17 protein-coding genes and 1 riboswitch are annotated in these 22,752 nt (G+C 71.2%); of the genes, 10 read left to right on the forward strand and 7 right to left on the reverse strand.

All coding sequences use genetic code 11. The features are described from left to right. The first annotated feature begins 102 nt into the window (after positions 1-102). The gene (locus OG978_RS24725) at positions 103-1,731 is read left to right on the forward strand and encodes a succinic semialdehyde dehydrogenase (RefSeq protein WP_326767284.1); all 1,629 of its coding nucleotides are present in this window, start codon (positions 103-105) and stop codon (positions 1,729-1,731) included. A 49-nt stretch (positions 1,732-1,780) separates the two neighbouring features. Beyond that, a complete protein-coding gene (locus OG978_RS24730; RefSeq protein ID WP_326767285.1) occupies positions 1,781-3,610 on the forward strand; it encodes a GMC family oxidoreductase in 1,830 nt (609 codons plus the stop codon). A gap of 138 nt (positions 3,611-3,748) precedes the next feature. On the opposite strand, the gene OG978_RS24735 is transcribed toward OG978_RS24730, so the two are convergent. Both OG978_RS24735 and OG978_RS24740 read right to left on the reverse strand, forming a co-directional pair. Next, entirely contained in the window at positions 3,749-4,786 is a 1,038-nt protein-coding gene (locus tag OG978_RS24735) for an LAETG motif-containing sortase-dependent surface protein (protein ID WP_326767286.1), read from the reverse strand. Between the two features lie 597 nt (positions 4,787-5,383). Continuing rightward, positions 5,384-5,701, reverse strand: coding sequence for a chorismate mutase (locus tag OG978_RS24740; RefSeq protein WP_326767287.1), 318 nt, complete (start codon positions 5,699-5,701; stop codon positions 5,384-5,386). A gap of 346 nt (positions 5,702-6,047) precedes the next feature. Between OG978_RS24740 and guaA the strand changes: the two genes are divergently transcribed. The 4 genes from guaA (at position 6,048) to OG978_RS24760 (ending at position 10,676) form a co-directional block, all read left to right on the forward strand. Then, positions 6,048-7,643, forward strand: coding sequence for a glutamine-hydrolyzing GMP synthase (guaA, locus tag OG978_RS24745; protein WP_326767288.1), 1,596 nt, complete (start codon positions 6,048-6,050; stop codon positions 7,641-7,643). Between the two features lie 248 nt (positions 7,644-7,891). Then, a complete protein-coding gene (locus tag OG978_RS24750; protein ID WP_326767289.1) occupies positions 7,892-8,662 on the forward strand; it encodes a class II aldolase/adducin family protein in 771 nt (256 codons plus the stop codon). Between the two features lie 113 nt (positions 8,663-8,775). Continuing rightward, the gene (locus OG978_RS24755) at positions 8,776-10,044 is read left to right on the forward strand and encodes a hypothetical protein (protein ID WP_442817743.1); all 1,269 of its coding nucleotides are present in this window, start codon (positions 8,776-8,778) and stop codon (positions 10,042-10,044) included. A 122-nt stretch (positions 10,045-10,166) separates the two neighbouring features. After that, complete coding sequence (locus OG978_RS24760) at positions 10,167-10,676, forward strand: DoxX family protein (protein ID WP_326767290.1); 510 nt, start codon at positions 10,167-10,169, stop codon at positions 10,674-10,676. Between the two features lie 156 nt (positions 10,677-10,832). Here the strand turns inward: OG978_RS24760 and OG978_RS24765 are convergent, their stop codons facing one another. Then, positions 10,833-12,170: a PspC domain-containing protein gene (locus OG978_RS24765; protein ID WP_326767291.1), complete on the reverse strand. Its 1,338-nt coding sequence runs from the start codon at positions 12,168-12,170 to the stop codon at positions 10,833-10,835. A 195-nt stretch (positions 12,171-12,365) separates the two neighbouring features. Here OG978_RS24765 and OG978_RS24770 point away from each other — a divergent pair, with 195 nt between their 5' ends. Both OG978_RS24770 and OG978_RS24775 read left to right on the forward strand, forming a co-directional pair. After that, the gene (locus tag OG978_RS24770; RefSeq protein ID WP_326767292.1) at positions 12,366-13,664 is read left to right on the forward strand and encodes a PspC domain-containing protein; all 1,299 of its coding nucleotides are present in this window, start codon (positions 12,366-12,368) and stop codon (positions 13,662-13,664) included. Continuing rightward, positions 13,648-14,343, forward strand: a complete 696-nt coding sequence (locus OG978_RS24775) for a response regulator transcription factor (protein ID WP_326767293.1) — start codon at positions 13,648-13,650, stop codon at positions 14,341-14,343. The genes OG978_RS24770 and OG978_RS24775 overlap by 17 nt, the downstream gene beginning before the upstream one ends. Positions 14,344-14,419: 76 nt before the next feature. Here the strand turns inward: OG978_RS24775 and OG978_RS24780 are convergent, their stop codons facing one another. After that, entirely contained in the window at positions 14,420-15,181 is a 762-nt protein-coding gene (locus tag OG978_RS24780; RefSeq protein WP_326767294.1) for a GNAT family N-acetyltransferase, read from the reverse strand. 61 nt (positions 15,182-15,242) lie between these two features. Further along, positions 15,243-16,304 (reverse strand): C40 family peptidase, encoded by a 1,062-nt coding sequence (locus OG978_RS24785; RefSeq protein WP_326767295.1) that lies wholly within the window; start codon positions 16,302-16,304, stop codon positions 15,243-15,245. 275 nt (positions 16,305-16,579) lie between these two features. On the opposite strand from OG978_RS24785, the gene OG978_RS24790 reads away from it, so the two are divergent. Next, on the forward strand, positions 16,580-16,933 hold the full coding sequence (locus OG978_RS24790; protein WP_326767296.1) for a hypothetical protein: 354 nt from the start codon (positions 16,580-16,582) through the stop codon (positions 16,931-16,933). 56 nt (positions 16,934-16,989) lie between these two features. Here the strand turns inward: OG978_RS24790 and OG978_RS24795 are convergent, their stop codons facing one another. Further along, positions 16,990-18,147, reverse strand: a complete 1,158-nt coding sequence (locus OG978_RS24795; RefSeq protein WP_326767297.1) for a C40 family peptidase — start codon at positions 18,145-18,147, stop codon at positions 16,990-16,992. After that, a riboswitch (cyclic di-AMP (ydaO/yuaA leader) is annotated at positions 18,146-18,310 on the reverse strand. It overlaps the preceding gene by 2 nt. A gap of 248 nt (positions 18,311-18,558) precedes the next feature. Between OG978_RS24795 and pcrA the strand changes: the two genes are divergently transcribed. Beyond that, positions 18,559-21,024 carry a DNA helicase PcrA gene (gene pcrA / locus OG978_RS24800; protein ID WP_326767298.1) on the forward strand — a complete coding sequence of 822 codons (2,466 nt, stop codon included), beginning with the start codon at positions 18,559-18,561 and terminating at the stop codon, positions 21,022-21,024. A 112-nt stretch (positions 21,025-21,136) separates the two neighbouring features. On the opposite strand, the gene OG978_RS24805 is transcribed toward pcrA, so the two are convergent. Beyond that, on the reverse strand, positions 21,137-22,672 hold the full coding sequence (locus OG978_RS24805) for a M23 family metallopeptidase (protein WP_326767299.1): 1,536 nt from the start codon (positions 22,670-22,672) through the stop codon (positions 21,137-21,139). Positions 22,673-22,752: the final 80 nt, after the last annotated feature.

Consider the following 22,752-nt stretch of genomic DNA (forward strand, 5'->3'; position numbering starts at 1 on the left):
CAGGGGCTTTGTTGCCAGTGATCGCTGGCTTGTTTGTGGGGACTGTGAAAACCCGTTACCCACGGGTATCCAAAGTGTGCGGCTGGACGTACTCTCGCCCTCATGACGGACTCGCAGGCCTCCACGTCCACCTCCGCGGCCCCCCTCGGCACCAACCCGGTGGCCGCCGCCCCCGCAGGCGTACGCACCGCCGCCGATGTGGTGACTCCCGAGGTGATCGCCCAGCTGACCCGCGGCGTGGCCGGTTCGGGCCGTACGGCCAACCACACCCCCTTCACCGGGGAGAAGCTGGCCGACCTGCCGGAGTCCACCCCCGAGGACGTGGCGGGCGCCTTCGAGCGGGCCCGTGCCGCCCAGCCCGCCTGGGCCGCCACGCCCGTCCGCGCCAGGGCCGCCGTACTGCTTCGCTTCCACGACCTCGTCCTCAGCCGCCAGGCCGAGGTGCTCGACCTCATCCAGCTGGAGACCGGCAAGGCCCGGCTGCACGCCCACGAGGAGGTGCAGGCCGTCGCCGTCGCGGCCCGCCACTACGGGCGCAGGGCCGGCGCGTACCTGAAGCCGAAGCGGCACACCGGAGTCGTACCGACCCTCACCAAGGTCACCGAGCTGCGCCAGCCGCGCGGCGTCATCGGGCAGATCGCTCCGTGGAACTACCCGTTCGAGCTGTCCGTCGGCGACGCGCTGCCCGCGTTCGTCTCCGGCAACGCCGTCGTGATGAAGCCCGACACGGAGACCGCGCTGACCGCGCTGTGGGCCCGTGACCTGCTGATCGAGGCCGGACTGCCCGCAGAGGTGTTCCAGGTCGTCCTCGGCGAGGGACCCGTCGTCGGCCCCGAGGTCGTCAAGCACGCCGACTACGTCTCGTTCACCGGCTCCACCCGCACCGGCCGCGAGGTCGCGCAGGGTGCGGCGGCCCGGCTCGTCGGTGTCTCGCTGGAGCTCGGCGGCAAGAACGCCATGCTGGTCCTGAAGGACGCCGACGTGGAGAAGGCCGCCGCGGGCGCCGTCCGCGCCTGCTTCTCCTCCGCCGGCCAGCTCTGCATCTCCATCGAGCGGCTGTACGTCCACGAGTCGGTCGCCGACGACTTCGTGGCCCGCTTCGCCGCCCGTACGAAGGCCATGCGGCTCGGCAACTCCCTCGCCTACGGTGCCGACATGGGCTCCCTGGTCGGCGAGCGCCAGCTGGAGACCGTCACCCGGCATGTCGCGGAGGCCGTCGAGAAGGGTGCCAAGCTCGTCGCGGGCGGGGTCGCCCGGCCCGACATCGGCCCGCTGTTCTACGAGCCGACCATCCTCGACGGCGTCGAGGCGCCGATGGCCGTGTGCAGCGAGGAGACCTTCGGCCCGGTCGTCTCCATCTACCGCTTCACCGACGAGGACGAGGTCGTCGCCCTCGCCAACGCCACCCCGTACGGCCTGAACTCCAGCGTCTGGACCAAGGACTCCAGGCGCGGCCACCAGGTCGCCGCCCGGCTGCGGACCGGCACGGTCAACATCAACGAGGGGTACGCCCCCGCGTACGGCAGCGTGCAGTCCCCGATGGGCGGCATGAAGGACTCCGGCCTCGGCCGCCGGCACGGCTCCGAGGGCATCCTCAAGTACACCGAGGCACAGACCGTCGCCCAGCAGCGGCTGATCCCGCTCGCCCCGTCCTTCGGCATGGACGACGAGAAGTACGCGGCGTTCATGAGCGTCAGCCTCAAGGCGATGAAGGCGTTCCGCCTGCGCTGACACCGGTGGTACCGCAGTACTTTCCGCCCGTTTCGCACCGAGGAGAGCCATGTCCCAGGACAGCCCTGCCCAGAATCGGCCCGCCGGCCCGGAAACGGCCGACGACGACGCCGCTTACGACTACGACGTGCTCGTCGTCGGCTCGGGCTTCGGCGGTGCGGTGTCGGCGCTGCGGCTGACCGAGAAGGGGTACCGCGTCGGGGTGCTGGAGGCGGGCCGCCGCTTCGGCCCCGGCACCCTCCCCAAGAATTCCTGGGACCTCAAGAACTACCTGTGGGCCCCCGCCCTCGGGCTCTACGGCATCCAGCGCGTGCACCTGCTCGGCAACGTGATGGTGCTGGCCGGTGCGGGCGTCGGCGGCGGCTCGCTCAACTACGCCAACACGCTGTACGTGCCCCCGGCGTCGTTCTTCGAGGACCGGCAGTGGGCGTCCATCACCGACTGGCAGGACGAGCTGAAGCCGTACTACGACCAGGCCAAGCGGATGCTCGGGGTCCGGCTCAACCCGACGATGACCCCCTCCGACGTCCATCTGAAGGCGGCCGCACAGGCCATGGGGGTCGGTGACACCTTCCACCTCGCCCCCGTCGGCGTTTTCTTCGGCGACGGCAAGGACGCCGACGGTACGGCGAAGGCGAAGCCCGGTGGCACGGTCGCCGACCCGTACTTCGGCGGCGCGGGCCCCGCACGCAAGGCGTGCACCGAGTGCGGCGAATGCATGACGGGCTGCCGCCACGGCGCGAAGAACACCCTCAACGAGAACTACCTCCACCTCGCCGAGAAGGCCGGAGCCGTCATCCACCCGATGACCTCCGTCGTCGCGATCGCCGACGACCCGGAGGGCGGCTACCGCGTCACCACCGTGCCCACCGACCGCCGGAGGAAGGCGAAGCCCACCCGGCTGCGCGCCCGCAAGGTGGTCGTCGCGGCCGGCACGTACGGAACGCAGACCCTGCTGCACACCATGAAGGACAAGGGGCTGCTGCCCCGGCTCTCGGCCCGGCTCGGCGAGCTGACCCGTACCAACTCCGAGGCGCTCGTCGGCTCGCAGACCAGCGACCGGCGCTACCGCAAGAAGCACGGCACCCCGAAGGCCGACTTCACCCAGGGCGTCGCGATCACCTCCTCGATCCACCCCGACGAGAACACCCACATCGAGCCGGTCCGCTACGGCAAGGGCTCCAACGCCATGGGCTCGATGTCCATCCTCCAGGTGCCCTACGGCGGCCGACGGGTGCTGGGCTGGCTCGCCAACATGGCCAAGCACCCGACGCTCGCCGCGCGGTCGCTCTCCAACCGCCGCTGGTCGGAACGGACCATCATCGGGCTCGTCATGCAGTCGCTCGACAACTCCCTGACCACGTACCGCAAGCCGGGCGGCATAGGAAAGGGCCTGCTCACCGCCCGACAGGGGCACGGCGCGCCCAACCCGACCCAGATCGAGGAGGCGACCCGCAGCGCCACGCTGCTCGCCGAGGAGATCAACGGCTTCGCGGGATCGAACGTGGGGGAGCTGATGGGCACCCCGCTCACCGCGCACTTCCTCGGCGGCTGCCCCATCGGCGCCACCGCCGACGACGGGGTGATCGACCCGTACCACCGGCTCTACGGGCACTCCGGCATCTCGGTGGTCGACGGCTCGGCGGTCTCCGCGAACCTCGGCGTCAACCCGTCGCTCACCATCACCGCACAGGCCGAGCGCGCGATGTCGTTCTGGCCCAACAAGGGCGAGGCGGACCCGCGTCCGGCGCAGGGCGAGGAGTACGAACGGCTGACCGCGGTCGAGCCGCGGTCACCGGCCGTGCCGAAGGATGCCTTCGGCGCACTGAAGCTGCCGTTCCTCGGGCTGCCGACCGTACCGCCGAAGAAGAAGCCGTAGCAGGGACAGCAGAAGACCGGGACTGCAGAACAGGGCAGCAGAACAGGGCAGCAGAACGGGACAGAAGAAAGGGACTGCAGAAAGGGGCTGCACCCCCCTCCGAGTGCAGCCCCTCCATGCTCACGGTGTCCGGACGCGTCACACGCCGGCGTCACCGTTCCTGCGGCGCCGCACGATGAACATCGCGCCCGCGCCGAGCACTACGGCCGCGCCGCCCGCGGTGGCGAACACCGGCAGCGCGGAGGACGAACCGGTCTCCGCGAGACTGCCGGACACCTTGCCCGTCGGGTTGTCGGCCGGCTTCGTGGTCGGGACCGGGGCACTGCCGCCGGTCTGCGGCGTCGAACCGCTCCCGCCGGACTTCACGATCTTGAACTTGTACGCGACGTCGCTGACACCCATGCAGTCCTTGTCGCCCACGTACAGACCGGCACCGAGCGTGAAGCCGGCGCCGACGGGGGCGGTCGGCTTCACATTGATGCGCAGCGGGATGTCGACCTCGTAGCCCGCGGGGATCTCGTCGGACTGGCCGACGTAACCGACCGCGTGCCCGTCCTCGCTGAGCTCCACCCACTTGTCGGTGTCCGGGTCGAGGGCCTGGAGGCTGACCTGCTTCGAACGGAAGAGGTCGTTGCCCGCCTTGTCGGAGGAGGCGCCCGCGAAGTAGTCGATCTCCTTCACGGTGGACTTCGAGGAGTTGTAGACGTTCATCTTGAACTTGTGCCAGCCGCTGCCCCGGGCTATTCGGCCGGGCAGGCCGTTGATGGAGATGTCCAGGTCGGACTTGGCGCACTCCGTCGGCTCCTCCGGGTCCTCGGACTCCGACGGGGAGGCGGACGCGGTCGCCGAGGCGCTCGCCGAACCGGTCGGGGTCGCGCCGGCGACCTCGCCCGGGGCCGGAGCGGTGGACTCGGACTCCTCGCCCGGACCGGGCTCGCCGGACTCCTCGGCGGGTTCCTCGCCCGACTCCTCCGCAGGCGTGGAAGCGGACTCGGAGGCGGACGGGGCCGGCTCGGTCTCCGGGGACCCGGAGTCGCTCGGCGACGGCGAGACGGTGGTCTCGGTGGCAGCGGTCCCGTCCGTCGTCACGGCGAACGCGGCGGGAGCGGCCAGGACCGCGGCAGGGGTGAGGACTGCCGTGGCGGCGGCAAGCGCCAGGGCGCGACGAAGCTTCATGGTGACCTCAGGAGTCCGGCGTAGCGCGATGAGCGATACGGGTTTCGGGACGGGCCCGCAGTGCGGCAGCACGAGCGGGGCCGGTGGTTCCGCATGGTTGACCCGTGGTCCGTCGCAATGGTTGTCCGGATGCTCACAGAACCTTTATGTGACGCCGCTCACGCCCGCTTCCGTGAAAAAGAACCCCGCTGCCCCTGGGGAAGGGCCCCGCTGCCATGGGAAAGGGCCCCGCGGGCCGGAAATCGGCCGGGGGCCCTCGTACGCCGGCGCCGGGACGCGGCCCGTGTCGCGCAGAGAGTTTCGACTGGATCCCAACCGGATACGGCCGGCTCCGGGCGTCCCCGAAGTCGGCCGTATCCTGGGGTGACCGGGCTGCTGTCCCCTGCCGACCGGTCACGCACGCTGGGGCGCGGTCCCACGGCGCACCTGCAGTACGCCACACGCTCCAGCGGAGCCACGCGTGGTTTGTTTCCAAAGCCGCCCCTGGCTGGCACGGACACCGGGACCAACGAAGCCGCGCCGGACCCGGTCACGCTCCGTACGGGTGAGAGTCGGCCCGAACTGGGATACGCCGGAGTACCCCCGGCCCGCGGGGTGTCACGCCCGGCCGCGGCACAGCTCCAGCAGCGTCATGGCGAGGGAGGTGCCGGGCCTGCCGAGCGCGTCCCGGTACGAGCCGAGGATCTCCATCTCGCGGGAGAGGTTGATCCGGCGGCCGCCGGAGGTGATCCGGGCCTCCTGGATGGCCGCCGAGACGGCCATCCGTTCCTGGACGAGTCCGATGATCCGGTCGTCGAGGGTGTCGATGCGGGCCCGCGCGTCGTCGATCAGCGCGGCGGCCTCCTCGGTGTGCGCGCCGGTCTTCTCGGCGCTGGTCTTCGCCGGGGCGGTCTTCGCGGGGGCGGTGCTGGTCATGGTGGTGACTCCTCGTGGGTGCGGTCCCCGAGGCCGGCCGGTCCGTAACGCCAAGGCGCCCCGGGCCTTTCGGCCCGGGGCGCCTGGAACGTTGCTTGGGATCAAGCAGCACGACCATGGCAGCCGGCGGGCCGGATGCCATAGGTAAAGACGAAGGTCGTGTGCTGACGCATGGAACCAGTATGGCCCGGTCGCCGCGGGCGGACCAACACGGCGCCCGGATGCTGAGACACCGGGTCCGGGGAGACGGTGGCCCCTCACCCCCGTACGGGCGGGACGACGGGGGACTCCGCAACCCCGGTAGAATCGACAAAACAGACCCCCCTTCATCGCCGGAAGGCCGCCCGTGCCAGCAGCACCCCCCGCCGCCCCCGACACCACCACCGACGTGGTCCTCGTTGTCGACTTCGGCGCGCAGTACGCCCAGCTCATCGCCCGACGCGTCCGTGAGGCCCGGGTCTACAGCGAGATCGTCCCGTCCACCATGCCGGTGGCCGAGATGCTGGCCAAGAACCCCCGGGCGATCATCCTGTCCGGCGGCCCCTCCTCGGTGTACGCGGAGAGCGCGCCCACCCTCGACCGTGCGCTGTTCGAGGCCGGGGTCCCGGTCTTCGGCATGTGCTACGGCTTCCAGCTGATGGCCACCACGCTCGGCGGCACCGTCGACGACAACGGTGCCCGTGAGTACGGCCGTACCCCGCTCACCGTCTCCAAGACCGGCTCCACGCTCTTCGAGGGCACGCCCGCCGAGCAGTCGGTCTGGATGTCGCACGGCGACGCCTGCTCCGCCGCCCCCGAGGGCTTCACCGTCACCGCGTCCACCGACGTCGTGCCGGTCGCCGCCTTCGAGAACGACGAGAAGAAGCTCTACGGCGTCCAGTACCACCCCGAGGTCCTGCACTCCACGCACGGCCAGCAGGTCCTGGAGCACTTCCTCTACCGCGGCGCCGGCATCGAGCCGACCTGGACCACGACCAATGTGGTCGAGGAGCAGATCGCGCTGATCCGCGAGCAGGTCGGCACCAAGCGCGCCATCTGCGGTCTGTCCGGCGGGGTGGACTCCGCGGTCGCCGCGGCCCTCGTGCAGAAGGCCATCGGCTCCCAGCTGACCTGCGTGTACGTGGACCACGGTCTGATGCGCAAGGGCGAGAGCGAGCAGGTCGAGAAGGACTTCGTGGCCTCCACCGGAGTCCAGCTGAAGGTCGTCGACGCCGAGGAGCGCTTCCTGAACGCGCTGGCCGGGGTCTCCGACCCCGAGCAGAAGCGGAAGATCATCGGCCGCGAGTTCATCCGCGTCTTCGAGCAGGCCCAGGCCGAGATCGTCGCCGAGGGCGCCGCCGGCGGCGAGGAAGTCGCCTTCCTCGTCCAGGGCACGCTCTACCCGGACGTCGTCGAGTCCGGCGGCGGCACCGGCACCGCCAACATCAAGTCGCACCACAACGTGGGCGGTCTCCCCGAGGACATCGAGTTCTCGCTCGTCGAGCCGCTGCGCCAGCTGTTCAAGGACGAGGTCCGGATGGTCGGCCAGGAGCTCGGCCTGCCGGAGGAGATCGTCCAGCGCCAGCCGTTCCCCGGCCCCGGCCTCGGCATCCGTATCATCGGCGAGGTCACCAAGGAGCGGCTCGACCTGCTCCGCGAGGCCGACGCCATCGCCCGCGAGGAGCTGACCGCGGCCGGCCTGGACCGCGACATCTGGCAGTGCCCGGTGGTCCTGCTCGCCGATGTCCGCTCGGTCGGCGTCCAGGGCGACGGCCGCACCTACGGCCACCCGATCGTCCTGCGTCCGGTCTCCTCCGAGGACGCCATGACGGCCGACTGGTCGCGCCTGCCGTACGAGACGCTCGCCCGGATCTCGACCCGCATCACCAACGAGGTGGCCGACGTCAACCGCGTCGTGCTCGACGTGACGAGCAAGCCGCCGGGCACCATCGAGTGGGAGTGACCCTCCCGCAGGTCATTGCCGATGCCGTCGCTCATTCGTTTGGGCGGCGGCATCGTCGTATGAGCTGGGTGCGGTGGCTGAGGAGACGAGACTCTGCCCCGTGGGAGCAATCATGAGCGCCGCGGCAGGCAAGGGGCGCGTCCCCCGGGGCGGTTCCGCGCAGGCCCCCGCCCCCGCACCCCTGGCCACTTGCGGCAACCGGCGGTAACTTCCGATCCCGTACGCCCTGGGAGCCCCGAGGAGCCGCCATGTCCGAGCCCACACCCATACCCGTGGACCAGCTCCACTTCGCGATGCCGCCCGTCCACGAGTCCGTGGCCGACGAGCGCGCGTACCGCAAGGAACGGCTGGCCGGGGCGCTCCGGCTGTTCGGGGAGTACGGGTACGAGGACGGCGTCTCCGGCCACATCACCGCACGGGACCCGGAGTTCGCCGACTGCTTCTGGGTCAACCCCTTCGGGGCCCCGTTCGACGGGCTCACGCCGGACGAGCTGATCCTGGTCAACGGCGAGGGGCAGGTCGTCGAGGGGCGCCACCACGTCAATCAGGCCGCGTTCGCCGTCCATGCGCAGGTGCACCGGACCCGCCCGGACGTCGTCGCCGTCGCGCACACCCACTCCGTGCACGGGCGGGCCCTGTCCGCGCTCGGCGAGCTCATCGAGCCGATCACCCAGGAATCCTGTGCTTTTTACGAAGATCATGTCCTTTACGACGCGTACACCGGAGTCGTCGTGGACGAGGACGAGGGGCGCCGGATCGCCGCCGCGCTCGGCGGGCGCAAGGCGATCGTGCTGCGCAACCACGGGCTGCTGACCGTCGGCGACTCGGTGGACGCGGCCGCCTGGTGGTTCATCGCGCTGGAGCGCTCCTGCCAGGTGCAGCTGGCCGCGCGGGCGGCCGGGAAACCGGTGCTGATCGAGCACCGGGACGCGCTCGCCACCCGTGAACAGCTCGGCAGCGACCTGGTGGCGTGGATCAACTACCAGCCTCTGTGGCGCCGGATCAGTCGCACATTCTGACGATACGCGCCGACGGGCCGCCCCGATGCGGTCCGCAGCCCCGTCGTGCGGCACAATTCGCTGCAATAGCAGCCGAGTTGGCTGTACCGGGGCTTGAAGGGGCGGCGTTCTCAGTGGTGTTGGACGAGGCGAGGGCGGGCAGCGCGCACGGGGGCGGCTGCACGTGCGGCGACTGCCCGCACGGGGCGCGCGAGGGCCACCGGCGTGCGGTGGCCGCCTTCCTGGCCAAACGGGACGAACTCGCCGCGGGCCAGGGGCTGCCGCCCGGGGTCGCCCGGTCCGCCTCGGCGACCCGCCAGTGGGTCTCGGACGAGCTGACCGAGTCCGCCAGGACCGTCGCCGAACGGGGCCGGGAGGCGGGCGATGCCTGGCTGTACCGGGTGTGGCGGCGCACCCTGATCGTGGTGTGGGGAAGCGTCGCGCTCCTGATCATCGGCGAGGCCGTCACCGCCATCGGCGCGGGCTGGACCAACGCCCGTACGGCGGGGCTGGTCGCCGGGCTCGTCACCGCGGGCCTGCTGACCGGCGCCGCCCATGTCCACCGCGCCCGCGGCGGCCTCCTCGCCCCGTTGATCGGCGAGGACAACCGGCTCTCCACCTCCCGGGCGGTCGCCGTCTCCTGGGTGCTGCTCGCGGTCTTCTCCGTGCTCGTGCTGGCGCTCCAGCTGGCGGGCGCCTCCGGCCACGCCGAGCGCGACGAGCTGATCGAGGGGCTGGACCTGGCCCGGGGTGCCGGCGTGGTGACCGTGCTCGCGCTGGTCTGCGCCGTCGCTGTCGTCGTACGCCGGGTGGTGACCGTACGGGCCCTGTCCGGGCGGCTGCAGAAGCTGCGGGCCGAGCGGCCGCGCGCCGCCGATCTGCTCACCGACGACTCCGGGCGGGGCAGCTTCACGGACGTGCAGTACGTGCTGGTGAGCACCGTCGCCGTGCTGTTCGCCGCGGTCCGCCTCGCCCGCCGGCCCGAGCAGCTGCCGGACCTGCCCTGGGGCCTGGCGCTGCTGGTCACCGTCTCGGCGCTCGCCTACTTCGCCGGGAAGTACGCCGAGGGCGGAAGGCCGGTGATCCTCTCGGTGGTCCGGGCCCGCGAGGCCGGGGACCTGGACGCGCCGGTCCGCACCGGCGACGACATCGAGATCCGCGGCGCGGGCTTCGTGCCGCCCGGCGCCGGGACACCGGACCGGCTGGCCCGCATGGTCGTCCGGATCGGCCGGGTCCATGTGCATGTGCCGCTGATCCCGGTCACCGGCGGCTTCGCCAACCCGACGGACGGCGTCCTGACCGTGCCGGTACCGGTGGAGGTCGAACCGGGGGTGGTGGAGGTGCAGGTGGTGACCGCCGCCGGGGTGGAGACGAACCGGGTCGAGATCGACGTGACCGACTGACCGCCGCGGCCCGCGACGCCCGGGCGGGCGACGGACACCGGCCGGATCACCCACCGGGTGAGCAGCGCGTTCCCCGCCTACGTATGGTCTGGTGACGGGTCTACGGAAGGTGGGGCAGCCACATGCAGGGATACGGAACGAACGTACGCGGTCTGGGCGAGTCGAGAGGGCTCAAGGACTTGGCGCGGGAGCACGCCCTGCTGCCCCTGCGGATCTTCCTCGGCGTCACCTTCGTCTACGCCGGGCTCGACAAGCTGACGGACAGCGCGTTCTTCCGGGCGAGCGGCCCCGGATCCATCGGCGAGACCCTGCACGCGGTGCGCGACTCGTCCGCGATCCCGGCCCTCGTCGACCTCGCGCTGAAGAGCCCCGGCGCCTTCGGGTACGCCATCGCCATCGGTGAACTCGCCGTCGGTCTCGGCACCCTCATCGGGCTGTGGGCACGGCTCGCCGCGCTCGGCGGGGCGCTGATCTCGCTGAGCCTGTGGCTGACCGTGAGCTGGCAGGTCACGCCGTACTACTTCGGCAATGACCTGGTCTACCTCATGGCCTGGCTGCCGCTGCTGCTCGGCGGGGCCGCGGCGTTCTCCGCGGACGCCTTTCTCGCGTCCCGGCGGCGACGGATCCGGTAGTTCACCCAGGTCGCGGTGGCGGCCAGCCAGAGGCCGCCGAAGAACAGCGGGAAGAAGAAGACCCACGGGGCGTCCCAGGCACCCGCGGCGTCCGCCGCGTATCCCGCCGCCAGCGCGAGCATGACCACACCCGTCACCGCCCGTCCCGGACGGATCTCATGACGCAGCACGGGTGACCTCCACCTGTCCGATGCCGACTTCGAGAGTGAGCTCGACCGTTCCGGCCGGTTTGCTGCCCGGAGGCGGCGGAAGCGTCCGGTGCTCGTTCTGGGACGGGTTGACGTCCACATCGGCCGGCTGCCGGGACGACGCGTCGCCAGGCCGGCTGACCGGCAGCGTGATGTCGCCGAGGCCCGCCCTCGCGTCCACCTTCACCGTCACTTCCTTCGGTACGACGACGACCGCGCGGCCCACCCCGACGTTCACCACCGTCGCGACGGTGTCGCCCCGTGGGACCGTGATCCCGGTGAGGTCCAGCCGCGCCACTCCGGTGCCCAGCTGGTAACGCGGCTGGACTGCCGCAACCGAGCCCGGCCGCCACCCCTCGCGCACCCACTGGGTGGTGATGTCCTTGGGCAGCGCGGACGCGCCCGCCAGCAGGGCGGACGTGATCACCGCCAGCATGACCGTGCCGAACCCCGTCCGGCCCAGGAACGCGCTGACCAGCATGCCGAGCCCGAACACCCCGAGCGCACCGGCCAGGCCGAACTGCAGGCTCGTACCGAGCGGCTGCGACTCCCAGCTCAGCCCCGTGCCCAGACCGCCCGCGATCAGCGCGAACAGGAACACCAGTCCGCCTATCGAGGCCGGGCCCCTGGTACCGGGCTCCCGCCGGGGCGCGCGGAACGGATCCTTCGGCGCGGCACCCGAGGGGCGTGCCGCACGGGCCGGGACCACCGCATCGGCCGGCCCCCACAGATAGCCCGCGCCCACCGGCCCCGACGTGCCGTCCTTGACGATCGGGTCCCGCCACCACGACGGGCTGCCCGGCGACGGCGGCGCCTTCACCTCGGGCGGCGCGTCCGCCACCGCCTGCGCGGTCGCCGGATGCAGCGGGTCCTCGGGCGCCGCGGTCCTGCGATGCTGCGTCCATACGGCGAAGCCGACGACCGCGAGCGACAGCATCGCGGAGAACGCCAGAGTGCCGCCGTTGCCCAGCATGGAGAGGAAGAGCCCACAGCCGATCAGCGCGAGCAGCACCGCGATCAGCGAGGCCCCTTCGACCCGGCCGGACAGCAGCCTGCGCGCCTCGTTCTCCTCCTCGCCGTCCACGGGGACCAGCAGCCACGCGAAGCCGTAGAAGATCAGCCCGATACCGCCGGTCACGGACAGCACACCGAGCACGATCCGGAAGATTACCGGATCGACGTCGCAGTACCGGCCGAGCCCGCCGCACACTCCGGCCACGACCTTGTGCTGCGGACTGCGCCGCAGCAGAGGTGCCGGTTCGAGGGGCGGAGCGACACCGGGGGCGGCGTCCTGGGGAACGGTCATGGCTCCATGGTGACGGGCCGCGAGCCGGTCCGGGACCCGCGCCGACCCTGGCCGATCCCTGATATTGGCCGGACGGCCCCCTGAGGGCGGGCCCTGATCCGCCGGGCAGGCCCTCGTCCCGGTGCCGGGCACTCAGGGTCGATTAGGGGGCCGACCCTGATGCCGCCACCCTTACGGACATGTGACGATCGGGGCATGCCAGCCGCCACGACCCGAGCCACCAGCTCCCGCAACGCAGACCCGGAGGAGCCACCGCTGCGCAGGCTGTACCGCAGCGCCGACGGACGGCTGCTGGGCGGCGTCGCACGCGGTCTCGCCGGACATCTCGGGCTGCCCGTCGTCTGGGTGCGGTTCGTCTTCCTCGGCCTGTTCTTCGCGGACGGCCTCGGCGCGCTGCTCTACGCCGTGTTCTGGATCGTCGTCCCGCTCGGCGTCGGTGGCGTCGAGGCGCCACGCTCGGTCTTCGAGACCGCCCCGGACGGCAGACGCCGGCTCCGCAAGCCCGACAAGGGCCAGGTCTTCGCCCTGATCGCGCTGGTCTTCGGCGCCATGATCTTCGTCGGCAACGTCGACATGGGCAGCGGGGCCAACCGCTACATCTGGCCCACGCTGCTGATCGGCGCCGGTTCCGTACTGGTGTGGCGGCAGGCCGACAACGCCCGGCGCGCCCGCTGGATGGAGGTCGGCAGCCGCCGCCGGGTCCTGCATCTGGCCCGCGGGCTCGCCGGGGTCGCCCTGGTCGGCCTGGGCCTGGCCGTCTTCATGGTGGTACGCGGCTCGGCCGCCCAGCTCGGCAACGTCATGACCGCGGCCATCGCCGTCCTCACCGGCATCGCGCTGCTGGCCGGCCCCTACCTCGTACGCATGACCCAGGACCTCTCCGAGGAACGCCTCATGCGTATCCGGGCCCAGGAACGCGCCGAGGTGGCCGCCCATGTCCATGACTCGGTGCTGCACACCCTCACCCTGATCCAGCGCAACGCGGAGGACGCCGGCGAGGTCCGCAGGCTCGCCCGCGCCCAGGAACGCGAACTGCGCAACTGGCTGTACAACCCCGAGGGCACCGGCAAGGACGAGGACGACGAACCCGAGACCCTCGCCGAAGCGGTCAAGCGCGCCGCCGCCGAGGTCGAGGACAAGCACGGCGTCCCGCTGGAGGTCGTCGTCGTCGGCGACTGCCCGCTGGACGAGAAGCTGACCGCCCAGATGCAGGCCGCACGCGAAGCCATGGTCAACGCCGCCAAGTACGGTGGCGAGGGCGGCGCCGTGCAGGTCTACGCGGAGGTCGAGGGCCGCACGGTCTTCGTCTCGGTGCGCGACCGGGGACCGGGATTCGACCTGGACTCCGTACCGGGGGACAGAATGGGCGTACGAGAATCAATCATCGGCCGGATGCAGCGCAACGGTGGTACGGCGCGGCTGCGTTCGGTGCCCGGCGGGGGCACGGAAGTCGAGCTGGAGATGGAGAGGGCGAGCGATGACGGAGACCACTGAGGCGACCGGGGGCCCGGAGCGCCGGGTACGGGTCGTGCTCGTCGACGACCACCGGATGTTCCGCACCGGCGTCCAGGCCGAGATCGGCCGCACCGAGGAGACCGGCGTCGAGGTGGTCGGCGAGGCCGCCGACGTCGACCAGGCGGTCACCGTCATCACGGCGACCCGCCCCGAGGTCGTCCTCCTCGACGTGCACCTGCCGGGCGGCGGCGGCGTCGAGGTGCTGCGCCGCTGCGCCCCGCTGATGGGGGCCGTCGAGAACCCGGTGCGGTTCCTGGCGCTGTCCGTGTCGGACGCCGCCGAGGACGTCATCGGCGTCATCCGCGGCGGTGCCCGCGGCTATGTCACCAAGACCATCACCGGCACCGACCTGGTCGACTCGGTCTTCCGGGTCCAGGACGGCGACGCGGTGTTCTCGCCCCGGCTGGCCGGCTTCGTCCTCGACGCCTTCGCCTCCACGGACGCGCCGCCGGTCGACGAGGACCTGGACCGGCTGACCCAGCGCGAGCGCGAGGTGCTGCGGCTGATCGCCCGCGGCTACGCCTACAAGGAGATCGCCAAGCAGCTGTTCATCTCGGTGAAGACGGTCGAGTCGCACGTCTCGGCGGTGCTGCGCAAGCTCCAGCTGTCCAACCGCCACGAGCTGACCCGGTGGGCGACGGCGCGACGGCTGGTCTGAGTCCGACGGCCGGCCCGAACCCGCCGACGGGCCGAACCCGCCGATGGTCCGAGCCCGTCGGCGGGCGACGGGCTCGTCAGGCCGGTTCGAGCGAGATGTTCAGCTTCTCGCCGACCCTGCGGTAGCCGATCCCCGCGTAGATCCGCTCCGCATCGGCGTCGCCCGGCTCCAGCCACACCACCAGGCAGCCGCGCTCGAAGGCGGTCGCGGTCAGCTGGGCGGAGAGCGCGGCGCCGATGCCGCGGCGGCGGTAGGCGTCGGCGACGGCGAGACCGGCCAGTTCGGTGAGGCCGTCGACCGGGACGGAGCAGCCGCCCGCGCCCGCCGGTACGCCGTCGACCGTGGCGAGGGCCGCGACCCCGCCGCCCCGGGCCGCGGTGCGCAGCCATTCCGCCACGCCGCCCTCGGGCTCGCCGGTCCCGCCGTATCCGTGGTGCTGGACGAGCGCGGCGGCATCGAACTCCGCGTCGGTGGCCGGTTCGGTGATCGTGAGGGAGTCCACCGGCTTCGGCGTCAGCAGCTCGCCCGGTGCGCAGGCCATGATCGGGGCCCGGTTCTCGACGGTGAACCCGGCGGCGAGCAGCGCGGGTTCGACCGCGGGCGCCGAGCCGGGCAGGAACTCCAGCCGGGGCAGCCGGTCGTGCTCGCGGAACGCCGCGATCAGCGTGTCGAGATCCTCGGCCGTCGGTTCGGCGTCCTGGTCGGGTATGGCGTAATTGGCGTACTTGAGCGACCAGTTGGGGTTGTACCGGATCGTGAAGGGCCCGACCCGGAGGTGGTCCGGGGAGCGCTGGGCGAGCGTGCGGGCATGGGACTGGACGTCGGCGTCCATGGGCATGTGGGGTTGTCCTCCGGCCGGTTGACCGATGGCGGGTCAGCCCGCCATCGGAGACGGGAGCCTATGCCACCCGGGCGGCCCCGGCGAAGGGCATTTGGTCGATCGGCGCGATCCGGACCGGCGCTCCGGGGCGCGGGGCGTGGATCATCTGTCCGTTGCCGATGTAGAGCCCGACATGGCTGATGCCGGAGTAGAAGAACACCAGGTCGCCCGGGGCGAGTTCGGAGCGCGAGACGCGTCGGCCGGTGTTGATCTGGGTGTACGTGGTCCGGGGGAGCGAGACACCGGCGGAGCGCCAGGCGGCCTGGGTGAGCCCGGAGCAGTCGAACGAGGAGGGGCCGGTGGCGCCCCAGACGTACGGCTTGCCCAGTGCCCCGTACGCGTACGCGACGGCCTCGGCGGCGCGGGCGTTCGGTGCCCGGACGGAGCCGCGCGCGGTGCCCCGGTCGGCGCGGTCGGCGGAACGCGCGCTGTCGGGCGATCCGTGGTCGGAGCTCTCGTAGGCGGTGCGCTCGGGCGGGGCCAGCCGGTCGAGGAGCCGCTGCGCCTCGGCCAGCTTGGTTGTGATCGTCGCCTTGTGCTTCTTCAGTTCGGCCCGGCGGGAGGTGAGTGCGGCCAGCTTCCCCTTGGCCTGCGAGCGCAGCGTGGCGATCTGGGCGACCTGGCGCCGGACCTTGTCGAGTGCGGCGGCCTGGCGGTCGCCGATCCGGTCCACGTACGACGCCCGTTCCAGATACTGGTCGGGGTCGGAGGAGAGCGCCAGCTGCACGGACGTGCCGAGGCCGCCGGTGCGGTACTGCGCGGCGGCGAACGAACCCAGCGCGTTGCGCGAGGCGTTGAGCCGCTCGGTCCTGCGGGCGGCCTCGTCGCGCAGGGTGTCGAGGGCGCCCTCCGCGTCGGTCGCCTTCTCCTTCGCGCCGTTGTACTGCTCGGTGGCGACCTCCGCGTCGTGGTACAGCCGGTCCACCTCGGCCTTGACCTGGGCGGGGGTGCGCTGCGGGTCGGCGTGCGCCGTGCCCGGAAGCGCGGCGGCGGTGGCGGCCCCGGCGAAGGCGAGAGTCGCTGCGGTGCGGGCAGCAGGGCCGGTGTACAGGCGCTGCTTGGGTTTTCGATGCGCTGCCACGAGGGCGTGCGTCCTTCCTGACGACTGCCCGTCGGGGGCTACCGACGGGCGGAGCGGCGATGGAGCCGGTCACCTGGTTAGGGACGCTAATCCCGGGGCACGGGCAGGAGTCGTAATGACGCTTATTGTCTGAATTTGGCGTGGCAATGTCGTCAAGTGATCGGAATAATTGCACCAGAGTCAGGCAATTGGTACAGACGCGAGTGAAGTGAAGTGACGGGTAAGGCACACCTGCTTGCCGAGCGGTGATATGGCCAGGGCTAGGCTGCGGCCTCATGGACGTACTCATTCATGTCTTCGTCGCCCTGCACATCATCGGTATCGCCTCCCTGCTGGGCGGTTTCCTGACTCAGATGAAGGCGATGGGCGCGGGCACGGCCCGGTTCGTCCCGGCGATGCTGCACGGTGCGCTGACCATGCTGGTCACCGGTGTCGCACTGGTCGGGCTGAACGAGGCCGACGGCAACCACGTGAACAACATCAAGATCGGCGTCAAGCTGCTGGTCCTGGTCGTCGTCCTCGCGCTCGTCTACATCAAGCGGGACGAGGAGAAGGTCGACAAGGGCGCCTTCGCGGCGGTGGGCGGACTGACGGTCCTCAACATCTTCATCGCCACGCTCTGGACCTGATCCTGCCGTATCGCACCGCCCCGGCACCCGGACGGGCACCGGGGCGGTGCGATTCGCTACGCCGGCCGCACGCTGCCGTAGATCGGCATGTAGTAGATCGACTCCTCGCGCACATTCGCCCCGGGCTTCGGCGCGTGGATCATCATCCCGTCGCCCTTGTAGATGCCGACGTGGCTGATGTCGTCGTAGAAGAAGACGAGGTCCCCCGGCCGCAGATCCGCCGTGGCGACCCGGGTCCCGATCTTGACCTGGTCCCACGTGGTCCGCGGGATGTCCACGCCCGCGGACTTCCACGCGGCCTGGGTGAGCCCGGAGCAGTCGTACGACGCCGGGCCCGTCGCGCCCCAGACGTACGGCTTGCCTATCTGGGCCCTGGCGAAGGCGAGGACCTTCTCCGCCTTGGTGGTGGCGCCGCTGTCCGAGCCGGTTCCGGTGCCCGTCCCCGTACCGCTGCCGCTCTCCGACTCCTTCGCGGCCTCCTCGGCCCTGCGGTCGGCCTCGGCCTTCGCGGCGGCCTGCTGCTTCGCCAGCTCCTGCGCCTTGCGCTCGGCCTCCGCCTCCTTCTTGCGCTCGATCTCCGCGAGCCGCGCCTTCTCCTCGGCGGTCAGCTTCGACAGCAGCGTGCGCGCCTCGCCCAGCTTCTTCTGGACGTCCTGCTTGCTGGTGCGCAGCGTGGTCTGCGTCGTCGTCAGCGTCTCCAGGCTCCGCACCGCTTCGGCGCGCTTCTTCGACGCCTTGGCCTGCTGGGTACGGAAGTCCGTGATCGCCTTCTGCTGCCGGCTGGTCATCCGGTCCATCAACTGGCTCTGGTCGAAGTACGACTGCGGGTCGTCGGCCAGGAAGAACGTGGCGCTCGGCGTGAGGGAGCCGCTGCGGTACTGCGCGGCCGCGTAGGTGCCGAGCGTCCGGCGGGCGTCGTTGAGCTTGTCCGCGCGCTTGGCGACGTCGTCCAGCAGGGCGTCGACCTTGGCGCGCTGGGTGGCGGAGGCTTCCTTCGCCTGGTTGTACTGCTGGGTCGCGGTGCCCGCCTGCCGGTAGAGGTCGTCGACCTTCTTCTGGACGTCCTCGACGCTGGGCTTCGGATCGGGCGCGGCCGTGGCGCTCTGCGTGGAGAGCAGGGTCACGGACGCCAGTGCCGCCGTGGTGATTCCGACGGCCGGTGCGGTGGTGCGCACCCGGGTGCGCGGTTTGCGATGCGACGCCAAGGCCGGCATCTCCTTCCGTGGACCGCCTACCGGGTTAGCTGTCGGGTTCGGGCGGAACGGAAGGCTGCCCTACGGTCCGAGTGGGGATAAGGACCGATTCACCCCGGTACTGCGTGTGGGTCCCCGGTTCCGAACTCCCGTGGGGGCAGCTCGGATTCGGCGAGGGCGCCCGCTCGGCGTGGTTCGCCTCAAGGGAGTACGGGCCGCCCGGTCGAGCACGGTAGCCAACCCATGGTGCTGCTGTGAAGGTTGATGTTCGATATGCCCGATACATTTTTGTGACCTTGTCGCGGCGGATGACGGAGACCCGGAATTCCTTACGTGGAGTGGGTGCTCGATCCCGCTGCGTGTCTGTCGTGTTGTGTGCGGTTCGTCATGCGGCCTTCGGGTGTCGGTGCGGCGGCCTAGACTCGACTAGCGATGAGCAGCCTCTTTGACGACAGCTTCCTGGCCGGCCTCCAGCACTCGGAGGAAGAGCCCCCGCCGCCCCCCGAGGACTCCGCACCCGAAGCGGTGCCGGAGGACCTCTTCGCGGGCGTGTTCGACGGGCCCCCGCCACCCAGGGACGCCTACTACCGCGACGGCGCGCACCGCCCCGTCATCGACTCCGCGGCGCTCCTCGACGGGCTGAACACCGAGCAGCGTGCCGCCGTCGTCCACGCGGGGTCCCCGCTGCTCATCGTCGCCGGGGCCGGCTCGGGCAAGACCCGGGTGCTGACCCACCGGATCGCCCACCTCCTCGCGGAGCGCGGGGTGCACCCCGGCCAGATCCTGGCGATCACCTTCACCAACAAGGCCGCGGGCGAGATGAAGGAGCGCGTCGAGCAGCTCGTCGGACCGCGCGCCAACGCCATGTGGGTCATGACCTTCCACAGCGCGTGCGTACGCATCCTGCGCCGCGAGTCGAAGCGGCTCGGCTTCACCTCGTCGTTCTCGATCTACGACGCCGCCGACTCCAAGCGGCTGATGGCCCTGGTCTGCCGCGATCTCGACCTGGACCCGAAGCGCTTCCCGCCGAAGTCGTTCACGGCCAAGGTCTCCAACCTGAAGAACGAACTGATCGACGAGGAGACCTTCGCCGGCCAGGCCGCGGACGGCTTCGAGAAGACCCTCGCCCAGGCCTACGCGATGTACCAGTCCCGGCTGCGCGAGGCCAACGCCCTGGACTTCGACGACATCATCATGACGACGGTCCACCTGCTCCAGGCGTTCCCGGACGTCGCCGAGCACTACCGCCGCCGCTTCCGGCACGTCCTGGTCGACGAGTACCAGGACACCAACCACGCCCAGTACACCCTCGTGCGCGAGCTGGTCGGCCCGGCGGGCGAGGGCGACGCCCCGGCCGAGCTGTGCGTCGTGGGTGACGCGGACCAGTCGATCTACGCCTTCCGCGGCGCGACCATCCGCAACATCCTCCAGTTCGAGGAGGACTACCCGAACGCGACGACGATCCTCCTGGAGCAGAACTACCGCTCCACGCAGACGATCCTGTCCGCCGCCAACGCGGTCATCGAGCGCAACGAGAGCCGCCGCCCCAAGAACCTCTGGACGAATGCCGGCACGGGCGCCCGGATCACCGGCTACGTCGCCGACACCGAGCACGACGAGGCGCAGTTCGTCGCCGACGAGATCGACCGGCTCACCGACGCGGGCGACGCCAAGGCCGGCGACGTCGCGATCTTCTACCGTACGAACGCGCAGTCCCGCGTCTTCGAAGAGATCTTCATCCGCGTCGGCCTGCCCTACAAGGTCGTCGGCGGCGTGCGCTTCTACGAGCGCAAGGAGGTCCGGGACATCCTGGCCTACCTGCGCGTCCTCGCCAATCCGGAGGACACCGTCCCGCTGCGCCGCATCCTCAACGTGCCCAAGCGCGGCATCGGCGACCGCGCCGAGGCGATGATCGACGCGCTGTCCCTGCGCGAGAAGATCACCTTCCCGCAGGCGCTGCGCCGGGTCGACGAGGCGTACGGCATGGCGGCCCGGTCGGCCAACGCCGTCAAGCGGTTCAACACGCTGATGGAGGAGCTGCGCACGATCGTCGAGTCGGGCGCGGGCCCCGCGGTGGTCCTGGAGGCCGTCCTGGAGCGCACCGGCTATCTCGCCGAGCTCCAGGCGTCCACCGACCCGCAGGACGAGACCCGGATCGAGAACCTTCAGGAACTGGCCGCCGTGGCCCTCGAATTCGAGCAGGAGCGCGCGGCGGCGGCCGAGGAGGGCACGGGCACGGCCGGCACCGGTACGGGCACGCTCGCCGAGTTCCTGGAGAAGGTCGCCCTCGTCGCCGACTCCGACCAGATCCCCGACGAGGACGAGGACGGCTCCGGTGTCATCACGCTGATGACGCTGCACACCGCGAAGGGCCTCGAATTCCCGGTCGTCTTCCTGACCGGCATGGAGGACGGCGTCTTCCCGCACATGCGGGCGCTGGGACAGGTGAAGGAGCTGGAGGAGGAGCGGCGGCTCGCCTACGTCGGCATCACCCGGGCCCGCGAGCGGCTCTATCTGACCCGGGCGGCGATGCGCAGTGCGTGGGGGCAGCCCTCGTACAACCCGCCGTCGCGGTTCCTGGAGGAGATCCCGGACCAGCACCTGGAGTGGAAGCGGACCGGGCCGATGGCGGCACCGGCCGGACCGACCTCGGGGATCACCTCGTCGCTGTCCGCCTCGCGTTCGCGCTCCGGACCCTCGGGCTTCGCGACCCGGCGGACCTCGGACAAGCCGACGATCACGCTGTCCGTCGGGGACCGGGTCACGCACGACCAGTTCGGGCTCGGCACCGTCACGGCGGTCGAGGGCTTCGGCGACCAGGCGAAGGCCACGGTCGACTTCGGCGACGAGCGGCCGAAGAAGCTGCTGCTGCGGTACGCGCCGGTCGAGAAGCTGTAGGCGGGGCGGGCGGCGGCCGGGGCAGTCGTCCCGGCCACCTGTCGGCCTGTTCGGCTCAGGTCGGCCTGTTCGGCTCAGGTCGGCCTGTTCGGCCCAGGTCCGGGCGACCGGCTCAGGTCGGGTTGACGCCGTGGCTGCGGAGCCAGGGCAGCGGGTCCACCGCCGAGCCGCCGCCGGGCCGAACCTCGAAGTGCAGGTGCGGGCCGGTCGAGTTGCCGGTGTCGCCCGAGTACGCGATGACGTCACCGGCCTTGACCGGGCCCGAGCGGATCTTGGTGCCGCTGAGGTGGCAGTACCAGGTCTCGGTCCCGTCGGCCATGGTGACGATGGCCATGTTCCCGTAGGCGCTGTTCAGCTGGGTGCGCACGGTGCCGTCCGTCGCGGCCATCACAGGCGTGCCGCCCATGACGGGGAAGTCGATGCCCGTGTGCACGGACATCCAGTTGACGCCCGCCTGGCCGTAGTACGCGCTGAGGCCGTGCTGCTTGACCGGCATGACGAACTTGGGGCGCAGGGCCTCCTTGCGGGCGGCCTCTTCCTCGCGCTTCTTCTTCTCGGCGGCCTGCCGCTCGCGCAGGTCGATGCGCTCCTGGGTGCGGCTGGCGCGGTCGGCGAAGTTCTCGGCGTCGGCACTGAGGTTGGCGAGCTGGGTGTCCAGCTTGTTGTTGGCCGCGGCCGGCTTGACGGAGCCCTGGTCGTCCGCCGCCATCGTGCTCTTGCTGTCGTCCTTCTGGTCCTCGCCGCCCAGTCCGCCGACGGAGGCCGCGGCGATTCCGGCCACGCTCATCACGCAGGCGGAAGGGATGGCGACGGTGAGGAGCGCGGAACGCTTCGCGGGGGAACGCCGCCGACTGCGGCTGCCGCCGCCGTTGCGGGTGGCGGGGCGGCTGAGCGGGCGGTGCGAGCCGGGGGCGACGTCTGCGATTTCTGCGTCATATGTGACGCCTGCGCTGTCCGCGTCAGCGTCCGCGTCTTCTGTGGTGTCTGCGCCGGCCGTACCGTCGGTGCGGTAGGGCTCGTAGGGGTCGTGGGAGCCCAGATCGGCATAGGACTCGCACGATCCGTGCGCCTCGTGCGACTTTTGCGCCCCTTGAGCTTCGAATGCCTCATGTGTCGGCGGCGCTTCGTACGAAACCTGTGCGGTTTGCGCAGTTTGCTGATCGTGCTCGGGCGTGGCGCCGGCGTTCCACGCGGTGGCGTCGTACGCACCGGTGTCGTATGCGGCCGTGTCGCTCGTTGCCCACTGGTCGTTCGTGTGCCAGCCGTTGGTGTCCCACTGGCCTGTGGCGTCCGGGGCGCCGCCCTGCGCCGGGATGCCGGCGAACGCGGTGGTGGTCGCATCCGTGCCGTAGTCGGTCACGGGCGTCCAGGTGGCCGTCGTCTCGTACGTCGGCGCTGCCTCGTACTGCTGCTGGGGCTGGGTGGCGTACGGGGTGTAGGCGTCGTACGAGGTGGTCGGGTGCGCGCCCGTGTCCCACTGCGTGGAGTCGTGCTGGCCGCTGTATCCGGACTGCCCGGCGCCGTAGCCGCTGCCGTATGCGCCGTCGTGGCCGCCGGGGAGCGAGCCGAAGAGCGGATCGCTGTCGAAGCTGCCGGTCGCCTCGCTGTCGTATCCGGCGTACCCGGCGTGGGGGTGCTGGTCGTTCACCAACTTCTCTCTCGCCTCGGCAGCAGGACCTGTGCTCTGGGGCCCGGAGGGGGGATCCCCAGGGGGAGCAGTGGCCGCGA

Origin of the sequence: Streptomyces sp. NBC_01591 (assembly GCF_035918155.1) — a bacterium.
Classification (GTDB): Bacteria; Actinomycetota; Actinomycetes; order Streptomycetales; family Streptomycetaceae; genus Streptomyces.